This is a genomic window from Halomonas sp. KG2 (genome assembly GCA_030440445.1).
Taxonomy (GTDB): Bacteria; Pseudomonadota; Gammaproteobacteria; order Pseudomonadales; family Halomonadaceae; genus Vreelandella.
In genome coordinates this window covers 348022-370513 of sequence record CP098528.1, presented here as the reverse complement: position 1 = coordinate 370513, position 22492 = coordinate 348022, and the positions used below count along the sequence as shown (strand labels likewise).

Annotated in this window: 20 protein-coding genes; 10 read left to right on the top strand and 10 right to left on the bottom strand. The window is 54.9% G+C overall.

What is annotated here, in order from left to right; genetic code table 11:
- Window positions 1–17: 17 nt before the first annotated feature.
- Window positions 18–1163, bottom strand: a complete 1146-nt coding sequence (gene carA / locus NDQ72_01875; protein WKD30329.1) for a glutamine-hydrolyzing carbamoyl-phosphate synthase small subunit — start codon at window positions 1161–1163, stop codon at window positions 18–20.
- 574 nt (window positions 1164–1737) lie between these two features.
- Between carA and NDQ72_01870 the strand changes: the two genes are divergently transcribed.
- The 4 genes from NDQ72_01870 (at window position 1738) to guaD (ending at window position 8467) form a co-directional block, all read left to right on the top strand.
- Complete coding sequence (locus NDQ72_01870) at window positions 1738–3096, top strand: NCS2 family permease (protein ID WKD28720.1); 1359 nt, start codon at window positions 1738–1740, stop codon at window positions 3094–3096.
- Window positions 3097–3202: 106 nt separating this feature from the next.
- Window positions 3203–4687, top strand: a complete 1485-nt coding sequence (gene xdhA / locus NDQ72_01865) for a xanthine dehydrogenase small subunit (GenBank protein ID WKD28719.1) — start codon at window positions 3203–3205, stop codon at window positions 4685–4687.
- Window positions 4671–7082, top strand: coding sequence for a xanthine dehydrogenase molybdopterin binding subunit (xdhB, locus tag NDQ72_01860; protein WKD28718.1), 2412 nt, complete (start codon window positions 4671–4673; stop codon window positions 7080–7082). The genes xdhA and xdhB overlap by 17 nt, the downstream gene beginning before the upstream one ends.
- 35 nt (window positions 7083–7117) lie before the next feature.
- On the top strand, window positions 7118–8467 hold the full coding sequence (gene guaD, locus NDQ72_01855) for a guanine deaminase (protein WKD28717.1): 1350 nt from the start codon (window positions 7118–7120) through the stop codon (window positions 8465–8467).
- Window positions 8468–8602: 135 nt separating this feature from the next.
- Here guaD and dapB read toward each other — a convergent pair whose 3' ends face one another.
- Window positions 8603–9409 (bottom strand): 4-hydroxy-tetrahydrodipicolinate reductase, encoded by an 807-nt coding sequence (gene dapB, locus NDQ72_01850; GenBank protein ID WKD28716.1) that lies wholly within the window; start codon window positions 9407–9409, stop codon window positions 8603–8605.
- Window positions 9410–9548: 139 nt separating this feature from the next.
- Window positions 9549–9830: a DUF2218 domain-containing protein gene (locus tag NDQ72_01845; protein ID WKD28715.1), complete on the bottom strand. Its 282-nt coding sequence runs from the start codon at window positions 9828–9830 to the stop codon at window positions 9549–9551.
- Window positions 9831–10102: 272 nt separating this feature from the next.
- Here NDQ72_01845 and NDQ72_01840 point away from each other — a divergent pair, with 272 nt between their 5' ends.
- The 3 genes from NDQ72_01840 to NDQ72_01830 are packed head-to-tail and all read left to right on the top strand — an operon-like array spanning window position 10103 to window position 13033.
- Window positions 10103–11230, top strand: coding sequence for an ABC transporter substrate-binding protein (locus NDQ72_01840; GenBank protein ID WKD28714.1), 1128 nt, complete (start codon window positions 10103–10105; stop codon window positions 11228–11230).
- Window positions 11220–12290: an iron ABC transporter permease gene (locus NDQ72_01835; GenBank protein WKD28713.1), complete on the top strand. Its 1071-nt coding sequence runs from the start codon at window positions 11220–11222 to the stop codon at window positions 12288–12290. Before NDQ72_01840 ends, NDQ72_01835 begins: the two co-directional genes overlap by 11 nt.
- Window positions 12284–13033 carry an ABC transporter ATP-binding protein gene (locus tag NDQ72_01830; GenBank protein ID WKD28712.1) on the top strand — a complete coding sequence of 250 codons (750 nt, stop codon included), beginning with the start codon at window positions 12284–12286 and terminating at the stop codon, window positions 13031–13033. The genes NDQ72_01835 and NDQ72_01830 overlap by 7 nt, the downstream gene beginning before the upstream one ends.
- Here NDQ72_01830 and NDQ72_01825 read toward each other — a convergent pair.
- The 4 genes from NDQ72_01825 to grpE form a co-directional block, all read right to left on the bottom strand.
- Entirely contained in the window at window positions 13011–13913 is a 903-nt protein-coding gene (locus tag NDQ72_01825) for a DMT family transporter (GenBank protein ID WKD28711.1), read from the bottom strand. The genes NDQ72_01830 and NDQ72_01825 overlap by 23 nt on opposite strands.
- Before the next feature lie 201 nt (window positions 13914–14114).
- Complete coding sequence (gene dnaJ / locus NDQ72_01820; GenBank protein WKD28710.1) at window positions 14115–15269, bottom strand: molecular chaperone DnaJ; 1155 nt, start codon at window positions 15267–15269, stop codon at window positions 14115–14117.
- A 110-nt stretch (window positions 15270–15379) separates the two neighbouring features.
- Window positions 15380–17314 carry a molecular chaperone DnaK gene (dnaK, locus tag NDQ72_01815; GenBank protein ID WKD28709.1) on the bottom strand — a complete coding sequence of 645 codons (1935 nt, stop codon included), beginning with the start codon at window positions 17312–17314 and terminating at the stop codon, window positions 15380–15382.
- Window positions 17315–17483: 169 nt separating this feature from the next.
- Window positions 17484–18113 carry a nucleotide exchange factor GrpE gene (gene grpE, locus NDQ72_01810; protein WKD28708.1) on the bottom strand — a complete coding sequence of 210 codons (630 nt, stop codon included), beginning with the start codon at window positions 18111–18113 and terminating at the stop codon, window positions 17484–17486.
- 201 nt (window positions 18114–18314) lie between these two features.
- Between grpE and recN the strand changes: the two genes are divergently transcribed.
- Entirely contained in the window at window positions 18315–19988 is a 1674-nt protein-coding gene (recN, locus tag NDQ72_01805; GenBank protein ID WKD28707.1) for a DNA repair protein RecN, read from the top strand.
- 110 nt (window positions 19989–20098) lie between these two features.
- On the opposite strand, the gene fur is transcribed toward recN, so the two are convergent.
- The gene (gene fur / locus NDQ72_01800; protein ID WKD28706.1) at window positions 20099–20551 is read right to left on the bottom strand and encodes a ferric iron uptake transcriptional regulator; all 453 of its coding nucleotides are present in this window, start codon (window positions 20549–20551) and stop codon (window positions 20099–20101) included.
- A gap of 72 nt (window positions 20552–20623) precedes the next feature.
- Here fur and NDQ72_01795 point away from each other — a divergent pair, with 72 nt between their 5' ends.
- The gene (locus NDQ72_01795) at window positions 20624–21073 is read left to right on the top strand and encodes an outer membrane protein assembly factor BamE (GenBank protein WKD28705.1); all 450 of its coding nucleotides are present in this window, start codon (window positions 20624–20626) and stop codon (window positions 21071–21073) included.
- Between the two features lie 22 nt (window positions 21074–21095).
- Here the strand turns inward: NDQ72_01795 and NDQ72_01790 are convergent, their stop codons facing one another.
- Entirely contained in the window at window positions 21096–21407 is a 312-nt protein-coding gene (locus tag NDQ72_01790) for an RnfH family protein (GenBank protein ID WKD28704.1), read from the bottom strand.
- On the bottom strand, window positions 21397–21831 hold the full coding sequence (locus NDQ72_01785; GenBank protein ID WKD28703.1) for a type II toxin-antitoxin system RatA family toxin: 435 nt from the start codon (window positions 21829–21831) through the stop codon (window positions 21397–21399). Before NDQ72_01785 ends, NDQ72_01790 begins: the two co-directional genes overlap by 11 nt.
- Before the next feature lie 126 nt (window positions 21832–21957).
- Between NDQ72_01785 and smpB the strand changes: the two genes are divergently transcribed.
- On the top strand, window positions 21958–22449 hold the full coding sequence (smpB, locus tag NDQ72_01780; GenBank protein WKD28702.1) for an SsrA-binding protein SmpB: 492 nt from the start codon (window positions 21958–21960) through the stop codon (window positions 22447–22449).
- The last annotated feature ends 43 nt before the right edge of the window (window positions 22450–22492 follow it).

The window sequence follows — 22492 nt, the reverse complement described above, 5'->3', positions numbered from 1 at the left end:
AGCGATCAAGGGCAGCGTTAGCGACGCGCCTGCATCATGGCAATAAAGCGATCAAACAGCGGCGCCACATCACGCGGGCCAGGGCTGGCTTCCGGGTGCCCCTGGAAGCTAAACGCCGGGCGGTCAGTGCGCTCGATTCCTTGCAGCGTGCCATCGAACAGCGAACGGTGCGTGGCACGCACGTTGGCTGGAAGGGTCGCTTCATCGGCAGCAAAGCCATGGTTTTGGCTGGTAATCATTACCGTGCCGGTGTCTAAATCCTGCACTGGATGGTTAGCACCGTGGTGGCCGTGGCCCATCTTGATGGTTTTGGCACCCGAGGCCAGCGCCAGCAACTGGTGGCCAAGGCAAATGCCAAATACCGGCGTATTGGTTTCCAATACGTCCTGAATCGCCTTGATGGCGTAATCACAAGGCTCGGGATCACCAGGGCCGTTAGCCAAAAAGATCCCATCCGGATTCATCGCCAATACGTCAGCAGCAGGCGTTTGTGCCGGTACGACCGTCAACCGGCAGCCGCGCTCGGCCAGCATACGTAGGATGTTAAATTTCACACCGAAGTCATACGCCACTACGTGGTAAGGACGCTCACCTTTGGTAGTATCAGCGTAGCCCTCGCCCAGCGTCCACTCGCCTTGTGTCCATTCGTAAGCCTCTTTGCACGAGACTTCCTTGGCCAGATCCATGCCCTTCAACCCGGGAAATGCCTTCGCTGCCGCCAGCGCCCGCTCTACCGCATCATCGCCCTCTGCTTCTGCACCCGCCAGAATCGCACCGTTTTGCGCGCCTTTATCACGCAGAATGCGCGTTAAACGGCGAGTATCGATATCCGCAATGCCCAGCACATTTTGGCTTTTTAGATAGTCAGAAAGGCTTTGCTCTGAACGGAAACTGCTGGCCAGCAGGGGTAAATCACGAATCACCAGGCCCGCTGCGGCAATCGATGCAGATTCCACATCTTCCGAATTAATGCCGGTATTGCCGATATGAGGATAGGTCAGCGTGACGATTTGGCGGGTGTAAGAAGGGTCAGTGAGGATTTCCTGGTAGCCGGTCATGGCTGTATTGAACACCACCTCACCGCTAGTGACGCCATCCGCGCCAATGGCAATTCCATGAAACACACTGCCATCTTCCAGGGCCAATATCGCGGGTTTGCTCAATGCGGGGTTATTCAAGACAAGTTCTCCCATGCTGGTGGGAGCCTGTGGGCGCAGGCTCGGCGATCCGGTTTGTCGGCGTTTGCGTGCAAACGTCGGGTCGTAAAAAAGCGGGACGAAGCCGATAGTAAAAAAATCGGTTTCATCCCGCTTGTTGTTCTCTTCCGTGGCGAATGGCCATGGCGCAGCATTTAGCTGACTATTTTCTCTAACCTGAGGCCAGTGCAACAAGCGCGGTGCTTACCCTACAACGATTCGTTCGCTGCAGATATTTTGCTGCTTTTTGCAGCCACTGGGCCAAAATTTTTGGAATGTTACAGGATTTATCGACCTTAGGCTAGCCCTAAAACTACCAGCCACTTTATATGCTCCGTTTTACCCGTGCAATCAATATGCCACGGTCTTCAGGTCATCGATAAATGAGGAGGATGGAAGTCACTCCAAAATTTTTTGTGTACGTAATTAATATATTTGGTTGCCTTCTTGATGTTTTTTTGTCTACGCTTGTCCGAGTTGACCAAATGGTCAAACTCGTTTTTTCGATAGCTCACCCAACAAATACAAAGAGAATATCGTCATGCCACAAAGCCCTACGCCGTATTCCGGCTCCCCACCCGTCCAGCCAACGAGCACCCTGGATAATTACTTCAATGTCAGCCGACGCGGCTCCTCGGTGAAGACCGAAGTGCTTGCAGGCATCGCGACGTTTCTAGCCGGGATGTATATCATCGTGGTCAACCCAGCCATCTTATCTGATGCGGGTATCCCCTTCTCTGCCGCACTCTCCGCTACCGTGGTCATCAGCTTTTTTAGTAGCTTGGCCATGGGCTTGTATGCCCGCAACCCAATTTTGGTTGCTCCTGGAATGGGCATGAATGCGCTTTTTACCTACACCCTGGTGCTTGGTGCAGGGTTATCGTGGGAAGTTGCTCTAGGCTGCGTATTCTGGTCAGGAGTACTGTTCGCTATTTTGGCACTGTTTAACGTTCGCGAAGCCATCATCGAGGCCATTCCAGCCTCATTGCGCTATGCCATCACCTGCGGGATAGGCCTATTCATCACCTTTATTGGGCTCAAGAATGCCGGGTTCATCGTCGCCAACCCAGCGACCCTTGTTAGCCTTGGTGATCTAAACGCAAGCCTAATAACCTTCTTTATTGGCCTAATGGCTACCGCGATACTGGTCATTCGCGGCTTCAATGGCGCGCTGATCCTAGGCATCGCCCTAACCACTCTGCTGGCAGCCCCTATGGGGCGGCTGTGGAGTGACGACGTATTGGTCGCTTGGCAAGGCCTAGCCGCATGGCCGGATTTCTCGGCAGTAATGAAGGTCGATATTTTAGGCGCCCTCAAGGTGGCTTACCTGCCATTCATTTTCGTGATGCTGTTTACTAACTTCTTCGACTCACTGTCTTGCTTTATGGCGCTATCCGAGTCAGCTGATCTCAAGGATGCCAACGGTAATCCACGCAACCTTAAGCGCTCCATGACGGTAGATGCTTTCGCATCGATGATCGCGGCCCCCCTCGGCACCAGCGCGGCACAAACCTTTATCGAGTCCGGTGCTGGCGTTGCCCAGGGCGGCCGCACAGGACTCACGGCAGTCGTTATTGGCGTGCTATTTCTGCCTTTTCTGTTTCTCTCGCCGTTGCTGTCCCTAGTTCCCAGCATCGCAACTGCTCCAGCTCTTGTTTTGGTGGGACTGTTCATGATGGCACCGATTGGAAAGATTGACTGGAGCCGTCTTGAGGAAGCCTTTCCCGCATTTCTGGCCATCATTTTAATGCCGCTGACGTACTCCATCACCCTGGGTATCGCCTTTGGTTTTATCAGCTTTGTGCTCATCCGACTTGCCACCGGCAAGCTGGACGAGATTAAGCCGGCTATGTGGGTCTCCGCCCTGTTAGCGGTGGTTATGCTGCTGACAGCACAATAGACGACTCCTCTCATGCTGAGTCATCAAGAAATACCCCGTTTCTCACGCACCACTTGACCGATCGGACAGCAATTAAGCAACCAATAACAACATAACGGGTAGGACTATGATTACATTTCACCTCAATGGGCAACCGCATCGTGTTACAGCGGATGTTCACCTTAGTGTTCTGGAACTGCTAAGAGAACAACTACACCTGACCGGCACCAAGGAAGGTTGCGCGTCGGGTGATTGCGGCGCTTGCACGGTAGCCATCGGGGCACCCGATGCCAATGGCGAGCTACGCTACCACAGCGCCAACGCCTGCATCATGCCCGCTCATCAGCTCCAAGGCCGCCATTTAGTCACCGTCGAAGGTCTCGCTGACGACCAGCAGTACCTGCATCCCGCCCAGGCCGCCATGGTCGAATGCCATGGTAGCCAATGCGGCTTCTGCACGCCGGGCATTGTGATGTCACTGTTCACACTGCACGAAGAACAGCACACTAACCCGCTCGCCACGCCCTTTAGCCCTGAGCGCCTTGAAGCCGCACTTGGCGGCAACCTGTGTCGCTGCACTGGCTATCGCCCCATTCGTGATGCGGCGTTAGCAATGAACAGTATCGATGGTCATCGCCCTATCTGGTTAGATGCCACACTGAATGATGCGCAAGATAATCAGCACGAGGCCAACCCGGACGAAACCAACAGCCGTTTCCATCAACCTCGTCAGTTGAATGACCTAGTACGCCTACGCGCAGCCCATCCAGAAGCACGCTTGGTTGCGGGTGCCACTGACCTTTGGCTTGAAGTCACCCAACAACTGAAGGACTTACCACGGCTTATCGATACCACGCGCGTAAGTGAGCTTCAGCAAATTGAACAAGGTCAGGATGCGAGCGGGCGCCCCGGTTGGTGGATCGGAGCAGCCGTCACCTATGCACGTTTGGAGCCCCTGCTCGAGAGTGAATATCCAACCTTTGCCCATCTCTTACACCGCTTAGGCTCGGCTCAGGTACGCAACCGCGGCACCTTGGGTGGCAACGTCGCTAATGCATCCCCCATTGGCGACACCCCGCCGGTGCTGCTGGCTCTTGATGCACAGCTTCGCCTTGCAGGCCCTAACGGCTCCCGCGAGATTGCCGCCAACAACTTCTTCATCGACTACAAAAAGACCGACCTGGCTGACAATGAAGTGTTAAGCGCGGTTTTCATCCCGGCCCCGCAAGCAGGCCGCCAGTTGAAAGTATGGAAACTCTCGAAGCGGCGCGAAGATGATATTTCTGCCGTGCTGAGTGCTTTTGCCTGGCATCTGGAGGATGGGTGTCTACGCGATGTACGCCTAGCCTTCGGTGGTATGGCCGGCATACCTGCCCGAGCCCGCAGGGCCGAAGCAGCTCTCGAAGGAAATCCCCCCTCACCAAGCGTCTTCGAGGCTGCACGCCAAGCGCTCGCGAATGACTTTTCACCGATGAGCGATGTTCGTGGCAGTGCCGACTACCGCACGCGCTCAGCGAGCGCGCTACTTGAACGCCTGCGCTTGGTCATAGAATCGTCTACCCACGCCCAACCACACACTCAGGAGGTGATGCTCCATGCGTACGCTCACTGATCTGCCAGCACCACAGCCTGAGCAGAAAGCATTTCAGCCCGCACAACATACCGGCCGTTTTTTTTCTGGCGCCTCAGCTAATCACGAGAGTGCTATCAAGCATGTCACTGGGCGTGCGGCTTATATTGATGACCTAGCCCTTCCGGCCAATGCCCTCCACCTAGCCGCAGGCCTGTCATCTGTCGCCCACGGCCGCATTACCCGCATGGACCTGGAAGCAGTCAGGTCTGCTCCAGGCGTGGTCGATGTTATTAGCGTGGCAGACGTGCCAGGCCATACCGATATTGGCCCCGTTTTCCCAGGGGATCCCATCATGGCCGACGGCGAAGTGCTCTACGCGGGCCAGGTGCTATTCGCCGTGGCGGCCGACAGCCACCGTGCGGCTCGTCAAGCAGTCGAAAAGGCAATTATCGAGATCGAAGAGCGCCCTGCGAGCCTCGACCCTGTTACCGCCGCCAACGCGGGTGACCTGGTTCGCCCTACTCATCAACAGATCAGTGGAGACTGGGAAAAAGCCTTTGCCGACGCCGCCATTGTCGTTGCCGGCAAACAGTTTGTCGGTGGCCAGGAACACTTCTACTTGGAAGGGCAGGCCTGCGTCGCCCATCCCAGCGAAGACGAAGGCGTCATGATTCACACCTCCAACCAGCATCCCAGCGAGACGCAGAAACTGGTTGCCGAGGTACTCGGTATTCCCTTCCATGCCGTTACCGTCGAGACTCGCCGCATGGGGGGCGGATTCGGTGGCAAGGAGACACAGGCTTCTCCTTGGGCTTGCCTGGCCGCCTTAATCGCCCGGCGAACCGGGCGCAGCTGCCGCTTCCGCTTACCGCGAGTCGATGACATGCGCGCAACCGGAAAGCGCCACCCTTTTCATAACGACTACCGCCTTGGCGTCGATGCTCAGGGCGTGATTCTGGGTGGCGATATCAATGTAATCGGCGACTGTGGCTATTCACCCGACCTTTCCGACGCCATTGTTGATCGCGCCATGTTTCACTCGGATAACGCCTATTCGCTGGGTGACGTCCGCGTTACAGGATATCGAGCGCGCACCCATACGGCCTCTAACACCGCCTTCCGCGGCTTCGGCGGCCCCCAAGGTATGATGGTTATCGAAGCGGCAATGGAGGATATCGCTCGCCGTCTGGGCGAAGATCCGCTGACGATACGCAAGCGCAACTTTTACCGCGACGGCCGCAACACGACGCATTACGGCCAGACGGTGGATCAGACCGTTCTACTGCATGAGCTGGTTGAGCAACTCGAAACCTCTAGCGACTACTGGCAGCGGCGCCGGGCAATCCGAGAGTTCAACGCCAAGAGCCCCGTCATTCGCAAAGGCTTAGCGTTGACCCCAGTAAAATTCGGCATTTCCTTCACCGCTCAGCACCTCAACCAAGCGGGCGCGCTCCTTCACGTCTATACCGACGGCAGCGTAATGATCAACCACGGCGGCACCGAGATGGGCCAGGGGCTGCACACCAAGATTTGCCAAGTAGTGGCACGTGAGTTGGGCCTGGATCTTGATAGCGTGCGCATCACCGCCACGCGTACCGACAAGGTGCCCAATACCTCTCCCACCGCCGCCTCCAGCGGCGCCGACCTCAATGGCCAAGCAGCTCGCGATGCCGCGCTCAAACTAAAAACACGGCTTTATGACTTTGCCGCCGAGCACTACCATCTCGATCGAGAAACCATCCACATCAAAGAGGGTTATTTAATAGCCGGCTTTGGCGAAAGTGAACGCCGCATCGCTTGGGGAGAGCTGGTTCAAGCCGCCTATCTATCGCGCATCTCACTCTCGGAAAAAGGCTTTTACGCTACCCCATTGATCCATTATGACCGCGCCACCGGCAATGGACGCCCTTTCTACTACTATGCCTTTGGTGCGGCGGTGGCCGAAGTTTCAATCGATACCTTGAGCGGCGAATACTTGGTAGATCGTGTCGATATTCTCCACGATGTGGGTGACTCCCTGAATCCGGCTATCGATATCGGCCAAGTCGAAGGTGGTTTTATTCAGGGGATGGGCTGGTTAACCAGTGAAGAGCTGAAATGGAATGGTAAAGGCCAACTGATTTCGAATGGCCCCGCGACCTACAAGATTCCCACTTACGGCGATCTACCCGCCACTTTTAATACCTCTTTAATGGAAGGCCACCCCAACTCCATGGCCAGCATCTATCGTTCCAAGGCCGTGGGTGAACCCCCTTTTATGCTTGGTATGTCGGTATGGGCGGCCCTGCGTGACGGCTTGGCCAGCCTTAACGGATACACCCAGGCGATACCTCTGGACACGCCAGCCACACCGGAGCGAGTCATGGCGGCAGCCGAAGCCGCACGCGCCAAACTTGACCCTGACGCTGACAAACGGCACAGCAATGGTCATTAAGCCTTCCCCCTCCAACTATCTTCAGGAGCAACACTATGAATGAAGAGCAAGGACAATGCCTGAAACAAGAGCAGGGGCAAGCCTGGTTAATACGTGCACGGGTCTTGAGTTTCGATGCCGACCCCGGCGATGGTGACATGCCCCGAGAGGGTAGCGTTGTCTACCACCAAGACGGTGCTCTGTGGTGGGCCGACGGTCGCATTCAGGGCGTCGGCGACTATCGCACCCTGGCCCCTCAGCTGCCCGCCGATATCAGTGTCATCGACCAGCGTGACAAGCTGGTCATGCCAGGCTTTATTGACAGCCATGTTCACTACGTTCAGCTCGATATCATGGCCTCTTATGGCCGCCAACTACTGGACTGGTTGAATGACTACACCTTTCCTGAAGAGTGCCGTTTCGCCCAGCGCGCACATGCCGACAACATGGCCGACGCTTTTCTCAAAGAGTTGATGCGAGTTGGGACCACCACCGCCCAAGTGTTCTGCTCAAGCCATCCCAATTCGGTAGATGCCTTCTTCAGTGCTGCCCAACGCCGCGGCCTATGTATGCTCGCTGGCAAGGTACTAATGGATCGCCACGCCCCTGAAGCACTTACCGACAAGACCCTCGGCGGCATTCGTGATACCGAGCGCTTAATCAGCGACTGGCATGGCACCGATCGCCTTGGCTATAGTGTTACGCCGCGCTTTGCTCCCACTTCCACGCGCACCCAGCTTGATGCCGCTGGCGGCCTGCTGCGCAACGATGAAAGCCTCTGGCTACAAACTCACTTATCGGAAAACCTCGGCGAGCTGGACTGGGTAGCCGAGCTGTTTCCAGAAAGCCGTGACTATCTTGAGGTTTACGAGCAGTCCGGCCTAGTTGGGCCACGCAGCACCTTTGCCCATGGCATTCATCTGGACAATGGTATGCGCAAGCGGCTGGCTGAACGCAGTGCCAATATCGCTTTCTGCCCCAGCTCTAACCTCTTTCTTGGTAGCGGCTTGTTCGACCGCCACGCAGCCCATGAAAACGGGTTAAATCTCACCCTGGCCAGCGATATTGGTGCTGGCACCGATCTGTCCGGATTAGCGACTCTCAAGGCGGGCTATCAGGTAGGGCAACTGCTCGGCCAGCCACTGACGGCCTGGTCAGGCTTCCATGCCCTGACCAGAGGCAATGCCGTATCCCTATCGCTAGATGACCGTATCGGCCGTTTCGCACCCGGCATGGATGCCGATTTTGTAGTCATCGACCTGTCAGCCTCACCGTTGATGGCACGTCGTATGGCACGATGCGAAAGTTTGGCAGAGGAGTTATTCACTCTAATGATGCTAGGCGACGACCGCGCTATCTTCGAAACCTGGGCCGGAGGACGCCTACAGCACCGACGTCAAAATTAAGCAGAGAATCGATCAGGAGGGGGCCAAAAGCAACAAAGCCCCCTCACCCTGCCAGCAGGTTCGGAGGCCATTCAAAAAGTTATGTTCAGCAGCCAACAAAGTGCATACCGAGACGCGCCCTGTTGTACTAAAACATTACTCTAAACCTAATACATCCTGCATATCGTAACGACCATGCGCCTTATCAGCGACCCAGCGAGCAGCGCGAACTGCACCTTTAGCAAAGGTCATACGGCTGGAGGCTTTATGGGTAATTTCGATACGCTCGCCTTCAGTGGCAAACATCACTGTGTGCTCGCCAACAATGTCGCCAGCGCGCACGGTGGCAAAACCGATCTCTTTGTCGGTGCGCGGACCACACTGGCCTACCCGCTCATAGACACCGTGCTCTTTTAACGTGCGGCCGATGCTCTCCGCGACCACTTCTCCCATCTTAATCGCCGTGCCAGAAGGCGCATCCACTTTATGACGATGGTGTGCTTCAATGACTTCAATATCGTAGCCTTCGTCACCGAGCGCTTTTGCAGCGGTCTCAAGCAACTTGAGGGTCAGGTTAACGCCGACACTCATATTCGGCGCGAACACCATGGCCACTTTATCGCGGTAGCTATCCAGCTCGGCCAGTTCGTCATCGCTCATGCCGGTGGTGCCAATCACAATGCGTTTGTCGTGCTCGGCGCAGAATGCCAAATTTGCCAAGGTGACTTGCGGCGCGGTGAAGTCGATTAGAACATCGAAGTCGTCCACAATCGCATCGAGAGAATCGACGGCCACCACACCGCGTTTGCCAACACCTGCCAGCTCACCAATGTCCGCACCCGCCAAGGAACTACCTGGCTCAACGATACCGCCTGCAAGTGAGGCATCTGCCTGCTGCTCTACCGCATTTACTAACGTGCGGCCCATACGGCCAGCGACGCCTACAATGGCAATTCGGGTCATGAGAACTCCTGCGCATGCGCCGTTCGGCACCAAGCTTGGTATAAGAAAAACAAGGATAAAAAAGTGGCCGAAATTATAACAGACCCCTGTTAATGATGCGGTGCTTGCTTAAGGCAGCGCGCACGCTGCTTCGAACGAGTTAGTTCTCCCAAACAATTTCCAGCGGCTCGTCTTTTGCCATGCGCATGAGATGACTTTCCACCACCCCTTCCAACTGATCCAGATGCTCCTCTTCCAAGGTTTCGAGGGACACAATCAAGCGGTCCTCCTCGACATGCATCAGGCAGGTGCCATTGGCAAATGTGATTTTAGCTTCCTGCTCATTCTGTTCAATCTCAAGCTTATGTGCCCAGTGCTTGCATAAGCGGTTTATCAAGCGCTCACCAGAAGGCGTTACGATTTCGGCACGGGATAAAGGCATGGTGTTTTCTCCAAAGATAGCGAGTGAACTCCTACTAGCGTAATGCCCACAGCGAAAAGCGCCAAGCGGCGAATAATAATGCCTTGCAACAACACGTTCCAACGACGCCTCCTTAGCAGCGTACCTCGACAAACAAGCCTGTTTTCGTAATAATGCCCAGCTCAGTGAATACGAATTACACGCATAATCAATTTCCTCTTGACGTTACCTCTCAATCGTCGCGCTGGCGACCCTCGGTTAGTTTCACTTACCAACTGGTGATCAATATAGTTATGTCTTCCCACGCTTCCAGGACGCTACTTAGCGCACTAACCGCCTTAACGTTCACCGCTGCCAATGCAGATAGCATCACCGTCACCGATGTTGCAGGCCGTCAAGTCTCTTTAGATGCGCCTGCCGAGCGGGTTATCTTGGGCGAAGGAAGGCAAATTTATCTGCTTGGCCTGCTAGAACCAGAAACGCCTTTTACCCATGTGGTTGGCTGGCGGGAAGACTTTTCTCAGGCGGATCCCGACAATTACGCCCGCTATCTGGAACGCTTCCCCGACATTGAAGCAATCCCCACCTTTGGTGGCTTCAAAGATGGCACCTTTGATGTTGAGCAGGCTGCGGCGCTTAACCCTGACGTCATCCTGATGAATATTGAGGCGAAAGCAGCCACTGAAGACGCCGCCTATGACGATAAGTTAGCCGAGCTGGATATCCCTATTGTCTATGTGGATTTCCGTGAAGACCCCATCGCACATACCATTCCCTCGATGCGGATTATTGGCCAGCTGATGGGAGATGAAGCCGCTGCCGAGGAATTTATCGCCTTTGCTGAAGAGCAAATGGCGCGGGTTACTGATGTTATTGAGGACGCCAACCCAGAGCGCCCGAGCGTGTTTATTGACCGGGCAGGCGGGTATTCAGATGAATGCTGCATGAGCTTTGGCCCTGGTAACTTTGGCGAGTATGTCACCCTGGCTGGCGGTAACAACATTGCCGAAGGCATTATTCCTAACAGCTTCGGCAATTTGAATCCTGAACAAATTATTGCTGCCAACCCCGAGCACGTCGTTGTCACCGGCGGCAATTGGGATGCTTACGTTCCCGGTGGCGCCTGGGTAGGCGTAGGACCAGGCGCAAACATGGATCACGCTCGCGAGAAACTCGAAGCGCTCACCGAGCGCACCGCCATGACCGGTATTGAAGCGGTCGACACTGGCAACTTCCACGCCATTTGGCATCAGTTCTATAACAGTCCTTACTATTTTGTTGCTGTTCAGCAATTGGCGAAATGGCTGCACCCCGAACTGTTTGACGATATCGACCCTGAAGCGACAATGCGCGAGCTGCACGATCGCTTTTTGCCTATCGATTATGCACCCGGTTATTGGATATCTTTAAATGACGACTGACAGCACTGCAATGAATAGCGTTTCCCACGGGCGCGCCTTCTATCGCACCCAGGTATTTCGCCGCCAAATGATCTTGGCGGCGCTGGTCCTAGCGCTGTTCTTAAGCCTGTGTATTGACCTTGCACTTGGCCCTGCACGTTACAGTCTTGGCGAAGTCGTTGCGGCCTTGTTTACCCCGGAGTCTGTTAGCCAGCAGGCACGTGTCATTTTGTGGGAAATTCGCATGCCCGTAGCGCTGATGGCGTTAGTGGTGGGTGCCAGCCTCTCGGTGGCCGGGGCGCAGATGCAAACGATCCTAAGCAATCCGCTGGCCAGCCCGTTTACGCTAGGCATTTCGGCTGGCGCTAGCTTTGGCGCCGCCCTGGGCTTGGCTTTTGGCGTTGCGATCATTCCTGCGGCCATTGAGTATGTTGTCCCCATCAATGCGTTTCTGATGGCGATGGTGACCGCTTTTTTAATCCATGCACTCAGCCTTAAGCGCGGCGTTACGGTGGAAACGATCGTACTGCTAGGCATTGCGATGGTGTTTATTTTTAACTCATTAATGGCATTGATTCAGTTTTTTGCCAGCCAACAGGCTGTCGCCGCCGTTGTCTTCTGGACCATGGGCAGTCTAACCAAGGCAACCTGGCCAAAATTTTGGATTGCACTCGGTGTACTGGCAGCCGTCATGCCGTTACTGGCGCGCCACGGCTGGGCGCTAACCGCCATGCGACTGGGGGATGCCAAGGCCGAAAGCATGGGGGTCAACCCGCGCGCACTGCGCTTAGAAGTTTTAGTGCTGGTGTCGCTACTGGCAGCGATTGCCGTCGCTTTTGTCGGCACCATTGGTTTTATCGGTCTAGTAGGGCCACACATTGCGCGCATTCTGCTGGGTGAGGATCAGCGCTTCTTCCTGCCCGGCTCTGCTTTATGCGGCGCGCTTATTCTTTCGGTTGGCTCAGTGATTTCCAAAATCATTATCCCAGGCACCATTATCCCCATTGGCATTATCACATCCCTCGTGGGCATTCCCTTCTTCCTATTTTTGGTACTCAACCATAAGAAGGCATCATGGTAACCCTACAACTTAACCAGGTTTCTGCTCGCTACGGGCGCCGTCCGATTATTCAGAACATAACCACGCCGCGCTTTCAGGGCGGCCAGGTTGTCGCCCTGCTTGGCCCTAACGCAGCGGGTAAATCAACCCTGTTTCGCCGTATTTTAGGCCTGCTAAAAGGGGACGGTGAGGTGATTGTCAGTGGCACCAGTGCTGAACGCCCAGTGGCGTATATGCCTCAAGATACGGGGGCAAAGGCGGTGCTAACGGTGTACGAGTCAGTGCTGCTGGCACGTATGCAAGGGCGCAGCCTAAAAGTGCAGCCTGAAGACCTTACCCAGGTTGATCGAGCGCTTGAAGAACTCAATATCAGTGCACTTGGCGAACGCGATATTGGTGACCTGAGTGGCGGGCAACGTCAATTGGTGAGTGCCGCCCAGGCGCTGGTTCAAGAGCCTGAAATTTTAATGCTGGATGAGCCTACCTCAGCGCTTGACCTTAACCGCCAAATCAATCTGCTAAGCGTACTGCGGCGTCTTGCCGATGAGCGCAACATGCTCATTCTGGTTGCCCTTCACGACCTCGGGCATGCGTTGCGCTTCACTGATGCAGCCATGGTGTTAGAGAACGGCCGCTTAATCGCCTGCGGCCCAACCGAGGAAGTAATCTCACCTGAGTTACTGCGCCAAGTTTACAAAGTGACGGCGCGTATTGAGCCATGCTCAAAGGGCCGCCCTCAGCTTATTGTCGAAGAAGCCGTTTAATCCGGCGGCCTTCCAGTGTGGCCAGCCCGACCCCGCTAAGTAGCAACGGCAGTGCCAGCAAAAAACCGCTGGAAACCGGCAGGCCAAACAGCAGCCAATCTGCTAACACAGGCCACACCAACGCAATGTATTCAAAAGGCGCTAGGCGTGACGCTTCGGCGTAACGCAGCGCCAGTGTCATCGCAATATGGGCCGAGCCGCCAAACAAGCCAGACAGCACTAACAACCACACCACATCACCCTTAAGCGGTGCCCAGCCCAAGGGCAGTGTTGCCAACCCCGCTAGCGCAGAGACCAGAATAAAGTAGAAGGCAATGGAACCGGCTGTTTCGGTACGTGAAATGCGCCGTACGGTTAGCAGCGCCCCGGCGGTTAACAGCGCGCTCAGCGCGCCTAGTGCGTAGCCAGCCAGCTGCCCTTGCTCGCGACTGGCCTCAAGCCCTGGCAGCACCAGCACCGCCACCCCAGCTAACGCCAACGCAATAGCGCCCGCACGATAAAGCGAGAAGCGCTCCCCCAGCAGCAAGACACCACCCAATGCCATAAACACGGGCGTCAGCTGGGCTAACAACGTAGTTTCCGCGACAGGCAACAAGGCCACCGCCGCGAACGACGCGAACATTGCCGCCGCCCCAAGCCCCGAGCGCAACGCATGACCCAGTGGGCGACGCGTTGCCAATCCCTGCGGAAATTCGCGACGCAGCATCAAAAACACAACAATCGGCAACAGCGCAAATAACGAGCGGAAAAACACCGACTGCCCTACCGGCACCTCGTCACTCACTGCTTTAATGCACACCAACATACCGGTGAACAGCACGCCAGAAAGCACCCGCAGCCCAATGCCCAACCCAGGGCGAGACTCTTCATCCGCTAGCATTTGCCCTCGTCCTTATGTGCTAATAAGTTATGTGCAAATAATCCACGCTTTAAAAGGGTATCGGTTAGCGATTAATCGATAAGCCCATCAGACCCGCCATTTTACACTATGCAACACAATGAGTTAGCGATAAGCAATCAACAAAAACGCCCCGGCATTTGAAAGTGCCGGGGCGCTGATGTGCTGTGAAGTGAATCGCCGTTACGGCTTCATCTCTTCAAAGAACTTCTTCACACTGTCGAAGAAGCCAGTTTTCTTCGGCGAGTGGCTGTGGCTATTGCTGCCATCAAAGCTCTCTTGCAACTGACGAAGCAGGTCTTTCTGCTCGTCATTGAGATTGACCGGCGTCTCCAGTACCACTTTGCAAAGCAAGTCGCCAGGGGCGCCGCCGCGTACCGGCTTCACGCCTTTACCGCGCAGCCTGAAGAGTTTACCGGTTTGAGTTTCCGGTGGAATCTTCAACTTCACACGGCCATCTAGCGTGGGTACTTCTAGCTCCCCACCTAATGCAGCGTCAACAAAGTTGATCGGTACGTCACACTGCAGGTGTTTGCCATCGCGCTGGAAGATGTGGTGTGGCTTGATCGACACCTGAACATACAGGTCACCGGGCGGGCCACCGTTAATACCACTTTCACCTTCGCCATTCAGGCGAATGCGATCACCCGTATCAACACCTGGCGGAATCTTCACCGACAGCGTGCGCGTTTCCCGCACGCGGCCTTCACCGTTACATTTGTGACACGGCACTTTGATGTGCTGGCCACTGCCGTGACAGGTCGGGCAGGTTTGCTGAACCGCGAAGAAGCCTTGCTGCATACGCACTTGGCCGTGGCCATGGCACGTGGGGCAAGTTTCTTTGCTAGAACCAGGCTCAGCACCTTCACCATCGCAGCGGTCACATTCGATATGGCGTGGCACGCGGATATCAACGGTTGTGCCGGAAACGGCGTTTTCCAGATCCAGCTCTAAGTTGTAGCGTAGATCACTGCCACGCGCGGGGGCGTTAGGGCCACGACGACGGCCACCACCGCCACCAAAGATATCGCCAAACACATCGCCGAAGATGTCGCTGAAGTCGCCAGCGCCACCACCACCGAACCCACCACCGCCAAAGCCACCGCCCTGGCCGTCAACACCGGCGTGACCAAATTGGTCATACGCCGCGCGCTTTTCGCCATCGCTTAAGACTTCGTACGCTTCTGACACCTCACGGAATTTTTCCGCTGCAGTGTTATCGTCCGGGTTTCGATCAGGGTGGAATTTTTGCGCCAAGCGGCGGTAGGCCTTTTTGATCTCTTTCTGATCAGCCCCTTTTTCGACACCCAGGACTTCGTAATAATCGCGTTTGGACATGGGTCCTACGCCTCCTGGTTAGCTACGCACTTAATTAGGCGTCTGCTTCGGAAACAGCAACGCGGGAGTTGTCTCCCGCGCCACCGCACTCTTTAGCAGATAGAGGTGATTTACTGTTTCTTTTTGTCGTCGTTGACTTCTTCGTACTCAGCGTCAACCACGTCATCCTCTGGCTTGGTGCTGGCATTTTCAGCACTTTCACCGTCCGCCTGCTGAGCAGCTTCCGCTTGCTCGGCGTACATTTTCTGCGCCAATTGGCCAGACACTTCGGTCAGCGCGTCCAGCTTCTGCTGGATGTTGTCCTGATCGTCAGTCTTCACTGCTTCTTCCAGCTCGCTGATCGCGGTCTCGATGGCTTGTTTCTCGTCATCGGTCGCTTTATCGCCCGCTTCCTGGACGGTTTTGCGAGTGGCGTGAATCATGCCATCTGCTTGGTTACGCAGCTGTACTAGCGCTTCGAACTTTTTGTCTTCGTCCGCGTGAGCTTCCGCATCGCGTACCATTTGCTCGATCTCTTCATCCGTGAGACCGCTGGACGCTTTAATGACGATAGACTGCTCTTTATTGGTCGCCTTATCTTTGGCCGACACGTTTAGAATGCCGTTGGCATCCAGGTCGAAAGCCACTTCAATCTGCGGCACACCACGCGGCGCTGGCGGAATGTCGGCAAGATCAAAACGACCCAGCGACTTATTCTGCGAGACTTGCTTGCGCTCACCCTGAACGACGTGAATCGTCACAGCCGTTTGGTTGTCATCCGCCGTGGAGAAGGTTTGCGTCTTCTTCGTGGGGATGGTGGTGTTTTTGTCGATCAGCGGCGTCATCACGCCACCCAGGGTTTCAATACCCAGGGTCAGCGGGGTAACGTCGAGCAGCAGTACGTCTTTTACGTCGCCGCCAAGAACACCGCCCTGAATCGCCGCACCAACAGCAACCGCTTCATCTGGGTTGACGTCTTTACGCGCTTCTTTACCGAAGAAATCAGCGGCTTTCTTCTGCACCATCGGCATGCGCGTCTGGCCACCGACCAAAATCACTTCGTCAATTTCAGAGGCAGACAAACCAGCATCTTTCAGCGCCATTTTGCACGGATCGAGCGAGCGCTGTACCAGATCTTCAACCAGCGACTCCAGCTTGGCACGCGTCACCTTCACGTTAAGGTGTTTCGGGCCAGTGTTGTCAGCGGTGATGTACGGCAGGTTAACGTCTGTCTGCTGGGCACTTGAAAGCTCAATTTTGGCCTTCTCAGCCGCTTCTTTCAGGCGCTGCATAGCGAGGTTGTCGCCAGACAGATCCATGCCGCTGTCCGCTTTGAACTGGTCAACTAAGTAGTTGATCAGCGCCAAGTCGAAGTCTTCGCCGCCCAGGAAAGTGTCACCGTTGGTGGCCAACACTTCAAACTGGGTTTCGCCGTCAACGTCAGCCACTTCGATAATAGAGATATCGAAAGTACCGCCACCCAGGTCATATACCGCGATGGTTTTATCACCACGGGATTTGTCCATACCGTAGGCCAATGCAGCAGCGGTCGGCTCGTTAATGATGCGTTTAACATCAAGACCGGCGATACGGCCCGCATCTTTCGTGGCCTGGCGCTGGCTGTCGTTAAAGTACGCCGGTACGGTGATGACCGCTTCAGTTACCGCTTCACCGAGGTAGTCTTCGGCGGTTTTCTTCATTTTCTTCAGCACTTCCGCACTTACCTGCGGCGGCGCCATTTTTTTGCCTTTTACTTCAACCCAGGCATCACCGTTGTCGGCTTCGGCGATTTTGTAAGGCACCATTTTGATGTCTTTTTGTACGACATCATCTTTGAAGCGACGGCCAATCAGGCGCTTGATCGCGTAAAGGGTGTTCTCAGGGTTGGTGACGGCCTGACGTTTTGCCGCCTGGCCTACCAGCGTCTCACCATCGTCGGTGTAAGCAATAATGGAAGGCGTAGTGCGGCCGCCTTCGGCATTTTCAATGACTTTAGCGCTGTCACCATCGAGCACTGCCACACAAGAGTTGGTGGTGCCCAGATCGATACCAATAATGCGTCCCATAGCAAAAACCTCGAATTCGGTTGTTACAAAACTGATGTTTGAAAGCTGATGTCAAAAAATCTGCTTTTTGAAATTTAAAGCGTTTGCGGGTTTTCCCGCGGGTTGCCCTTTATTTGGGGGCCGCTTGCAGCATTTCAAGGGGCTTTTTTTGCTTTGCGTCAGCCAATGCTTAATTGGCTTTTTGGCTAACTACCACCATCGCGGGGCGAACTAGGCGGCCGTTAAGCAAATAACCCTTCTGCATCACGTCCATGACGGTATTGGGTTCAAGCTCGGGATTCGGCACCATCGCCATCGCTTCGTGAACTTGGGGGTCAAAGGGTTCACCCTGGGGTTCAACGCTTTCCACGCCAAATTTATTCAATACGCCCAACTGCATTTTGAGGGTCATGGAAACACCCTCACGATGAACGTCAGAGGCTCCGTCTTCCATGCTCTCTAAGGCTTTTTCCAGGCTATCAACAACGGGCAACAGCTCCTTAACAAATTTTTCTAAAGCAAACTTGCGTGCCTTTTCAGCCTCTTGCTCAGCTCGGCGACGCACATTTTGAGCTTCAGCAGCGGCACGTAGCGCTTGGTCTTTAGCTTCCGCCAAGCTCTGCTCAAGCTCTTCCACCTGAGCGGCTAGCATATCGGCTTCCGGGTTTCCCACGCCGTCCTCTAACGCAGCGTCGTCCTCGATTAACCCTTCCAGCTCACCCTCGACCAGGCGCTCTTCAGCCGCTTGCTCGGTGACTTCCGCCTCTTGCTCTTGGCGGGCCAGCTCATCTTCTAATGGGGTTTGCGGTTCTTTTGCCATGCCTAGCTCCTGAAAAGTATGCAGCGGTGGCATTAACGGCCACCTCGGTTAAGTAACGAATATTAACCACGTATGGACGCTATATGGGGGCCATAAAAGCCATCTCAAGAGGGGCATTGAAGTGAGTTATAGACTACTGTATAAAACAACAATTATTGGATAAGTATCCAGCTTCTGTGCCGCACCGCCTCAGGAGGCCTTATGCTCACGCAGCTAGCAATCCAAGATTACGCTATTGTTGACCGCCTTGAACTCGACCTAACCCGTGGTATGACGGCGATTACCGGGGAAACTGGGGCAGGCAAATCGATTCTACTCGGTGCCCTTGGCCTATGTTTGGGTGAGCGTGCCGACGCTGGCAGCGTGCGCCATGGGTGTGAACGCACCGACCTTTCCGCTCGTTTTGATATTCAACACCTGCCCGCTGCCACTGAGTGGCTGACTGCTCGTGAGCTGCCTGCTGAAGAGTGCTTGCTGCGCCGTGTGGTTACCGCCAGCGGTCGCTCCAAAGCATGGATCAATGGCCACCCTGCTACCATCGCTGACCTAAAATCGCTGGGCGAGCAGCTGATTCAAATCCATGGGCAGCATGCTCATCAGGCACTTATGCGTGAAGAAACCCACCTCGCCCTGCTAGATGATTATGCCGGGCTACGTGAGCGTAGCCAGCAGCTGGCTGAAACCTTCCGCGAGTGGCGCGGTGCCCGGCGGCGATTAAAAAAACTCAGCGAAGAAGGCAGTGAAGTTGAGGCAAAGCGGCAACTGCTGCGCTACCAAGTAGAAGAATTAGATCAACTGGCACTGGCAGAGGGTGAGCTGCAAACGCTAGAAGAGGAGCAACATACCCTCGCCCATGCGGAAGAGACGCTGCGTGAAACCCAGTTTGCCGCCGACTGCTGCGCAAGCGACGAGGGCGGTGCTCTGTCGCTGTTAAATCAAGCCTATGCTCATTTAAGCGCGCTACCCGGCAGTGACAAAGGCACACTGGCCAATACCTTGGCCATGCTTAGCGATGCGCGCATTCAAGTAGAGGAAGCTTCCAGTGAGCTAAATCGTCTTGCCAGTACTACTGAACTAGACCCGGAACGCCTAGCCTGGGTAGAAGAACGGCTTGGCGATGTCCACCGTATTGCCCGTAAACACCACGTTGCCCCGGAAGAGATTTGCGCACTGCATGCCCGGCTCAGCCAGGAAGTCGAACTGCTAGAAGCCAGCGACGACGACCTGGAGTCGTTAAGCAACCAAGTGTCAGAATACCGCGAGCGCTATCGCAGCGATGCCAAACAACTAAGCGAGGCGCGACAAAAAGCCGCCGTTCGCTTGGGCAAAGAAGTGCAACAACAGCTGGGGTTCTTGGCCATGGGTAAAGCACGCTTTGAGGTGGACGTTACCCCGCGTGAAACGCCTACGCCGGAAGGCCTGGACCACGTCCAATTCCTGATTAGCGCGAACCCAGGCCAGCCCGCTAGGCCGCTAACCAAAGTGGCTTCGGGCGGTGAGCTATCGCGCATCAGCCTTGCCATTCAAGTGGTGGCCGCCTCCCACTCCACTATTCCCAGCTTGGTCTTCGATGAAGTGGACGTGGGTATCTCGGGAGCGACGGCCGAAATCGTCGGTCAACTGCTACGCAAGCTCGGCGAAAACGGCCAAGTAATGACCGTCACCCACCTGCCTCAGGTCGCTGCTCAGGCGCATCAGCATCTGCATATTGAAAAACGCGCCAAACGAGATAGCACGCTGACCCATATGGCGCTACTAGACGAACAGGGGCGCATCAGCGAACTCGCCCGCATGCTGGGCGGTGTAACGCTATCTGACCAAACACTCGCCCACGCCCGCGAAATGCTGCACGCGAGCCAACGGCCACCGCACTAAGCGCTTTTTTCAATCGACAACGCGCTAGCAAACGTCACAAACTATAAAAAACGCCCCTAGGGCGCGAATGAGTCATCACTCGCACCCTAGGGGCGTTTTATTTGGCGCGACTATTTTTTATTTGTGGGGCCGCTGTCCTGTCGCGTTACGTCCGACCCACGGGGGCGTACGTAAAGCACCAGGGCATGGTCCACAAGTTCATAGCCGTGCTCTTCGGCGATCTCTTGCTGACGACGCTCGATGATTTCATCGACAAACTCAATGATTTCACCACTTTCTAAGCACACCATATGGTCGTGGTGGTCTTCTTGAGTCATCTCGAACACCGCGTGGCCACCATCAAAATTATGACGGATCACCAAGCCTGCTGATTCAAACTGAGTCAGCACGCGGTACACGGTAGCCAAGCCAACATCCTCGCCCGCATCAATCAGTGTTTTGTACACTTCTTCTGCGCTAAGGTGGTGTTGACCCGAAGCATTTTCGAGAATCTGCAGGATCTTGACGCGCGGCAGGGTTACTTTCAGCCCGGCTTTGCGCAGTTCATGGTTCTGATCGGCCATGGTTGCTCTTCGCAGTAACAGGTTAGGTCGGGTATGATCGACCGAAACCACGATAGTGAAGAATAGGCTCAAATGCAAAAATTGACTCGCATCATTACTCTTTCCGTTGCCCTAACCGTTGTTAGCGGCTGCAGCTACGTTGGCGTTTACAAGCGCGACATCCCTCAGGGCAACTTGGTGACCGAAGACATGGTCAGCCAATTACAGCCAGGAATGACGCGTGAACAAGTCACTTATGTGATGGGTCGCCCACTGCTGGAAGCCCCATTCGACACGCGAGAATGGGATTACGTTTATCGTATTGATAAAGCGTACGCGGATGTTGAGCAGCGGCGTGTAACCCTCACGTTCGATAACATGGGGCGTTTGGTGAACGTTGAGCAGCAAGGCGATTTCTCTAATGATCTGCCGATCAGTACAGACACCGGCGTAGGCCCTGCAACAGAAACAGCAGATCCAATCACCGGTATCAACACGCCTACTCAGCGAGTACCTTCGTCAGAAAATGCCACAGCGCCATAGCCAATGATGCCTCCCGAATAAATTACCCGCCTCTGGCTTGACGCTTTGCCCGCTCCAGGCGGGCAGCTTTGGGGTCTATCTCTAATGGACGATATACCTCAACGCGGTCGCCTGGACGCAGCGCTTCTTGTTCGGGCTGGCGCAGCGCTTTGCCAAAAATTCCCAGCGGTGCCTGTTCAAAGGTGTTGCTGGGAATCTCGGGAAACAGGCTGGGGAGATCTGCCATCATTACCGCTTGGCGTGCGGTTGTGCCTTGGCGCACCTGTAAGGCCACTAGACGCTGTTTGCGCGGCAAGGCAAAGGCAACCTCTACCGCGAACGTATCAACGGCCATAGCGCTCGTCAGCACGCTTCGTAAAGGCATCGACAAGCTGCCCTGCAATTTGCTGAAATAACTTTCCAAACGCCATGCTAAGCAAGCGATTGGCAAATACAAATTCCATTTCCAAGCTGACTTTGCAGGCGTTTTCCCCCATCGGGATAAATAACCAACGCCCTTTAAGCTGCTTGAATGGCCCTTTTACTAACGACAGCTCAATCCGCTCGGGGGCATATAAATCATTTCGAGTAGTGATTGTTTGTTCCACACCCGCACGTCCAAGGGTCATCTCGCCAATCAAATGCGCCTCGTCATGCTCTAACAGGCGCGCACGGCGACACCCCGGCAGGAACTCGGGATAGCGTTCGAAGTCATTAACCAGATCGAACATTTGTTGGGGGGTGTGCCGCACCAAGGCGGTACGATTAACGGTTGGCATTGACCTCTCCGCTGACTTCACAGTGCCCAAAGCGTATCATGGGAAACATTTTTGTAGACCTTGAATGGTATCACGCCTCCCCACATAACGAAGGGGGTGCTACTGACAGATCAACGATGAGGTTCCATGGCCACTAAGAAAGGTAACAGTAAGGGCCCTAGCAGCAGCGTTATTGCCCAAAACAAGAAGGCTCGGTTTGAGTACCATATCAACGAAACCTTAGAAGCAGGTTTGGTACTCGCGGGCTGGGAAGTTAAAAGCCTTCGCGCTGGTAAAGCACAGCTTACCGACACCTATATTTTGGTTCGTAACGGCGAGGCTTTTTTACTAGGCAGCCATATCATGCCGCTTAATACAGCAAGCACCCACGAAATTGCTGACCCGACGCGCACGCGTAAGTTGCTTTTGCACCGCAAGGAAATTGCCAAAATTTTCTCGGTGACCCAGGACAAAGGCCACACTTGCGTACCGCTCAAGCTCTATTGGAAACGCAACAAGGTGAAGTGTGAGCTGGCATTGGTGACCGGCAAACAGCTGCATGACAAGCGCGCCACCGAGAAAGATCGCGACTGGAGCCGTCAGAAAGGTCGGATAATGCGGGAACATAACAAGGCATAACTGGTCAATTCGGTGTGAGCACGTTAGAATGCTCATCTGTAAT

Coding starts and splice junctions, on each gene's coding strand:
- NDQ72_01845 (WKD28715.1), bottom strand. CDS start 9,830: ATGCCTTTATCCCGTGCCGAAATCGTAACGCCTTCTGGTGAGCGCTTG.
- dnaK (WKD28709.1), bottom strand. CDS start 17,314: ATGGGACGCATTATTGGTATCGATCTGGGCACCACCAACTCTTGTGTG.
- NDQ72_01825 (WKD28711.1), bottom strand. CDS start 13,913: ATGCTAGCGGATGAAGAGTCTCGCCCTGGGTTGGGCATTGGGCTGCGG.
- NDQ72_01835 (WKD28713.1), top strand. CDS start 11,220: ATGACGACTGACAGCACTGCAATGAATAGCGTTTCCCACGGGCGCGCC.
- NDQ72_01790 (WKD28704.1), bottom strand. CDS start 21,407: ATGGCCGTTGATACGTTCGCGGTAGAGGTTGCCTTTGCCTTGCCGCGC.
- NDQ72_01840 (WKD28714.1), top strand. CDS start 10,103: ATGTCTTCCCACGCTTCCAGGACGCTACTTAGCGCACTAACCGCCTTA.
- grpE (WKD28708.1), bottom strand. CDS start 18,113: ATGGCAAAAGAACCGCAAACCCCATTAGAAGATGAGCTGGCCCGCCAA.
- xdhA (WKD28719.1), top strand. CDS start 3,203: ATGATTACATTTCACCTCAATGGGCAACCGCATCGTGTTACAGCGGAT.
- NDQ72_01795 (WKD28705.1), top strand. CDS start 20,624: ATGCAAAAATTGACTCGCATCATTACTCTTTCCGTTGCCCTAACCGTT.
- NDQ72_01785 (WKD28703.1), bottom strand. CDS start 21,831: ATGCCAACCGTTAATCGTACCGCCTTGGTGCGGCACACCCCCCAACAA.
- dapB (WKD28716.1), bottom strand. CDS start 9,409: ATGACCCGAATTGCCATTGTAGGCGTCGCTGGCCGTATGGGCCGCACG.
- guaD (WKD28717.1), top strand. CDS start 7,118: ATGAATGAAGAGCAAGGACAATGCCTGAAACAAGAGCAGGGGCAAGCC.
- fur (WKD28706.1), bottom strand. CDS start 20,551: ATGGCCGATCAGAACCATGAACTGCGCAAAGCCGGGCTGAAAGTAACC.
- dnaJ (WKD28710.1), bottom strand. CDS start 15,269: ATGTCCAAACGCGATTATTACGAAGTCCTGGGTGTCGAAAAAGGGGCT.
- smpB (WKD28702.1), top strand. CDS start 21,958: ATGGCCACTAAGAAAGGTAACAGTAAGGGCCCTAGCAGCAGCGTTATT.
- NDQ72_01870 (WKD28720.1), top strand. CDS start 1,738: ATGCCACAAAGCCCTACGCCGTATTCCGGCTCCCCACCCGTCCAGCCA.
- xdhB (WKD28718.1), top strand. CDS start 4,671: ATGCGTACGCTCACTGATCTGCCAGCACCACAGCCTGAGCAGAAAGCA.
- recN (WKD28707.1), top strand. CDS start 18,315: ATGCTCACGCAGCTAGCAATCCAAGATTACGCTATTGTTGACCGCCTT.
- NDQ72_01830 (WKD28712.1), top strand. CDS start 12,284: ATGGTAACCCTACAACTTAACCAGGTTTCTGCTCGCTACGGGCGCCGT.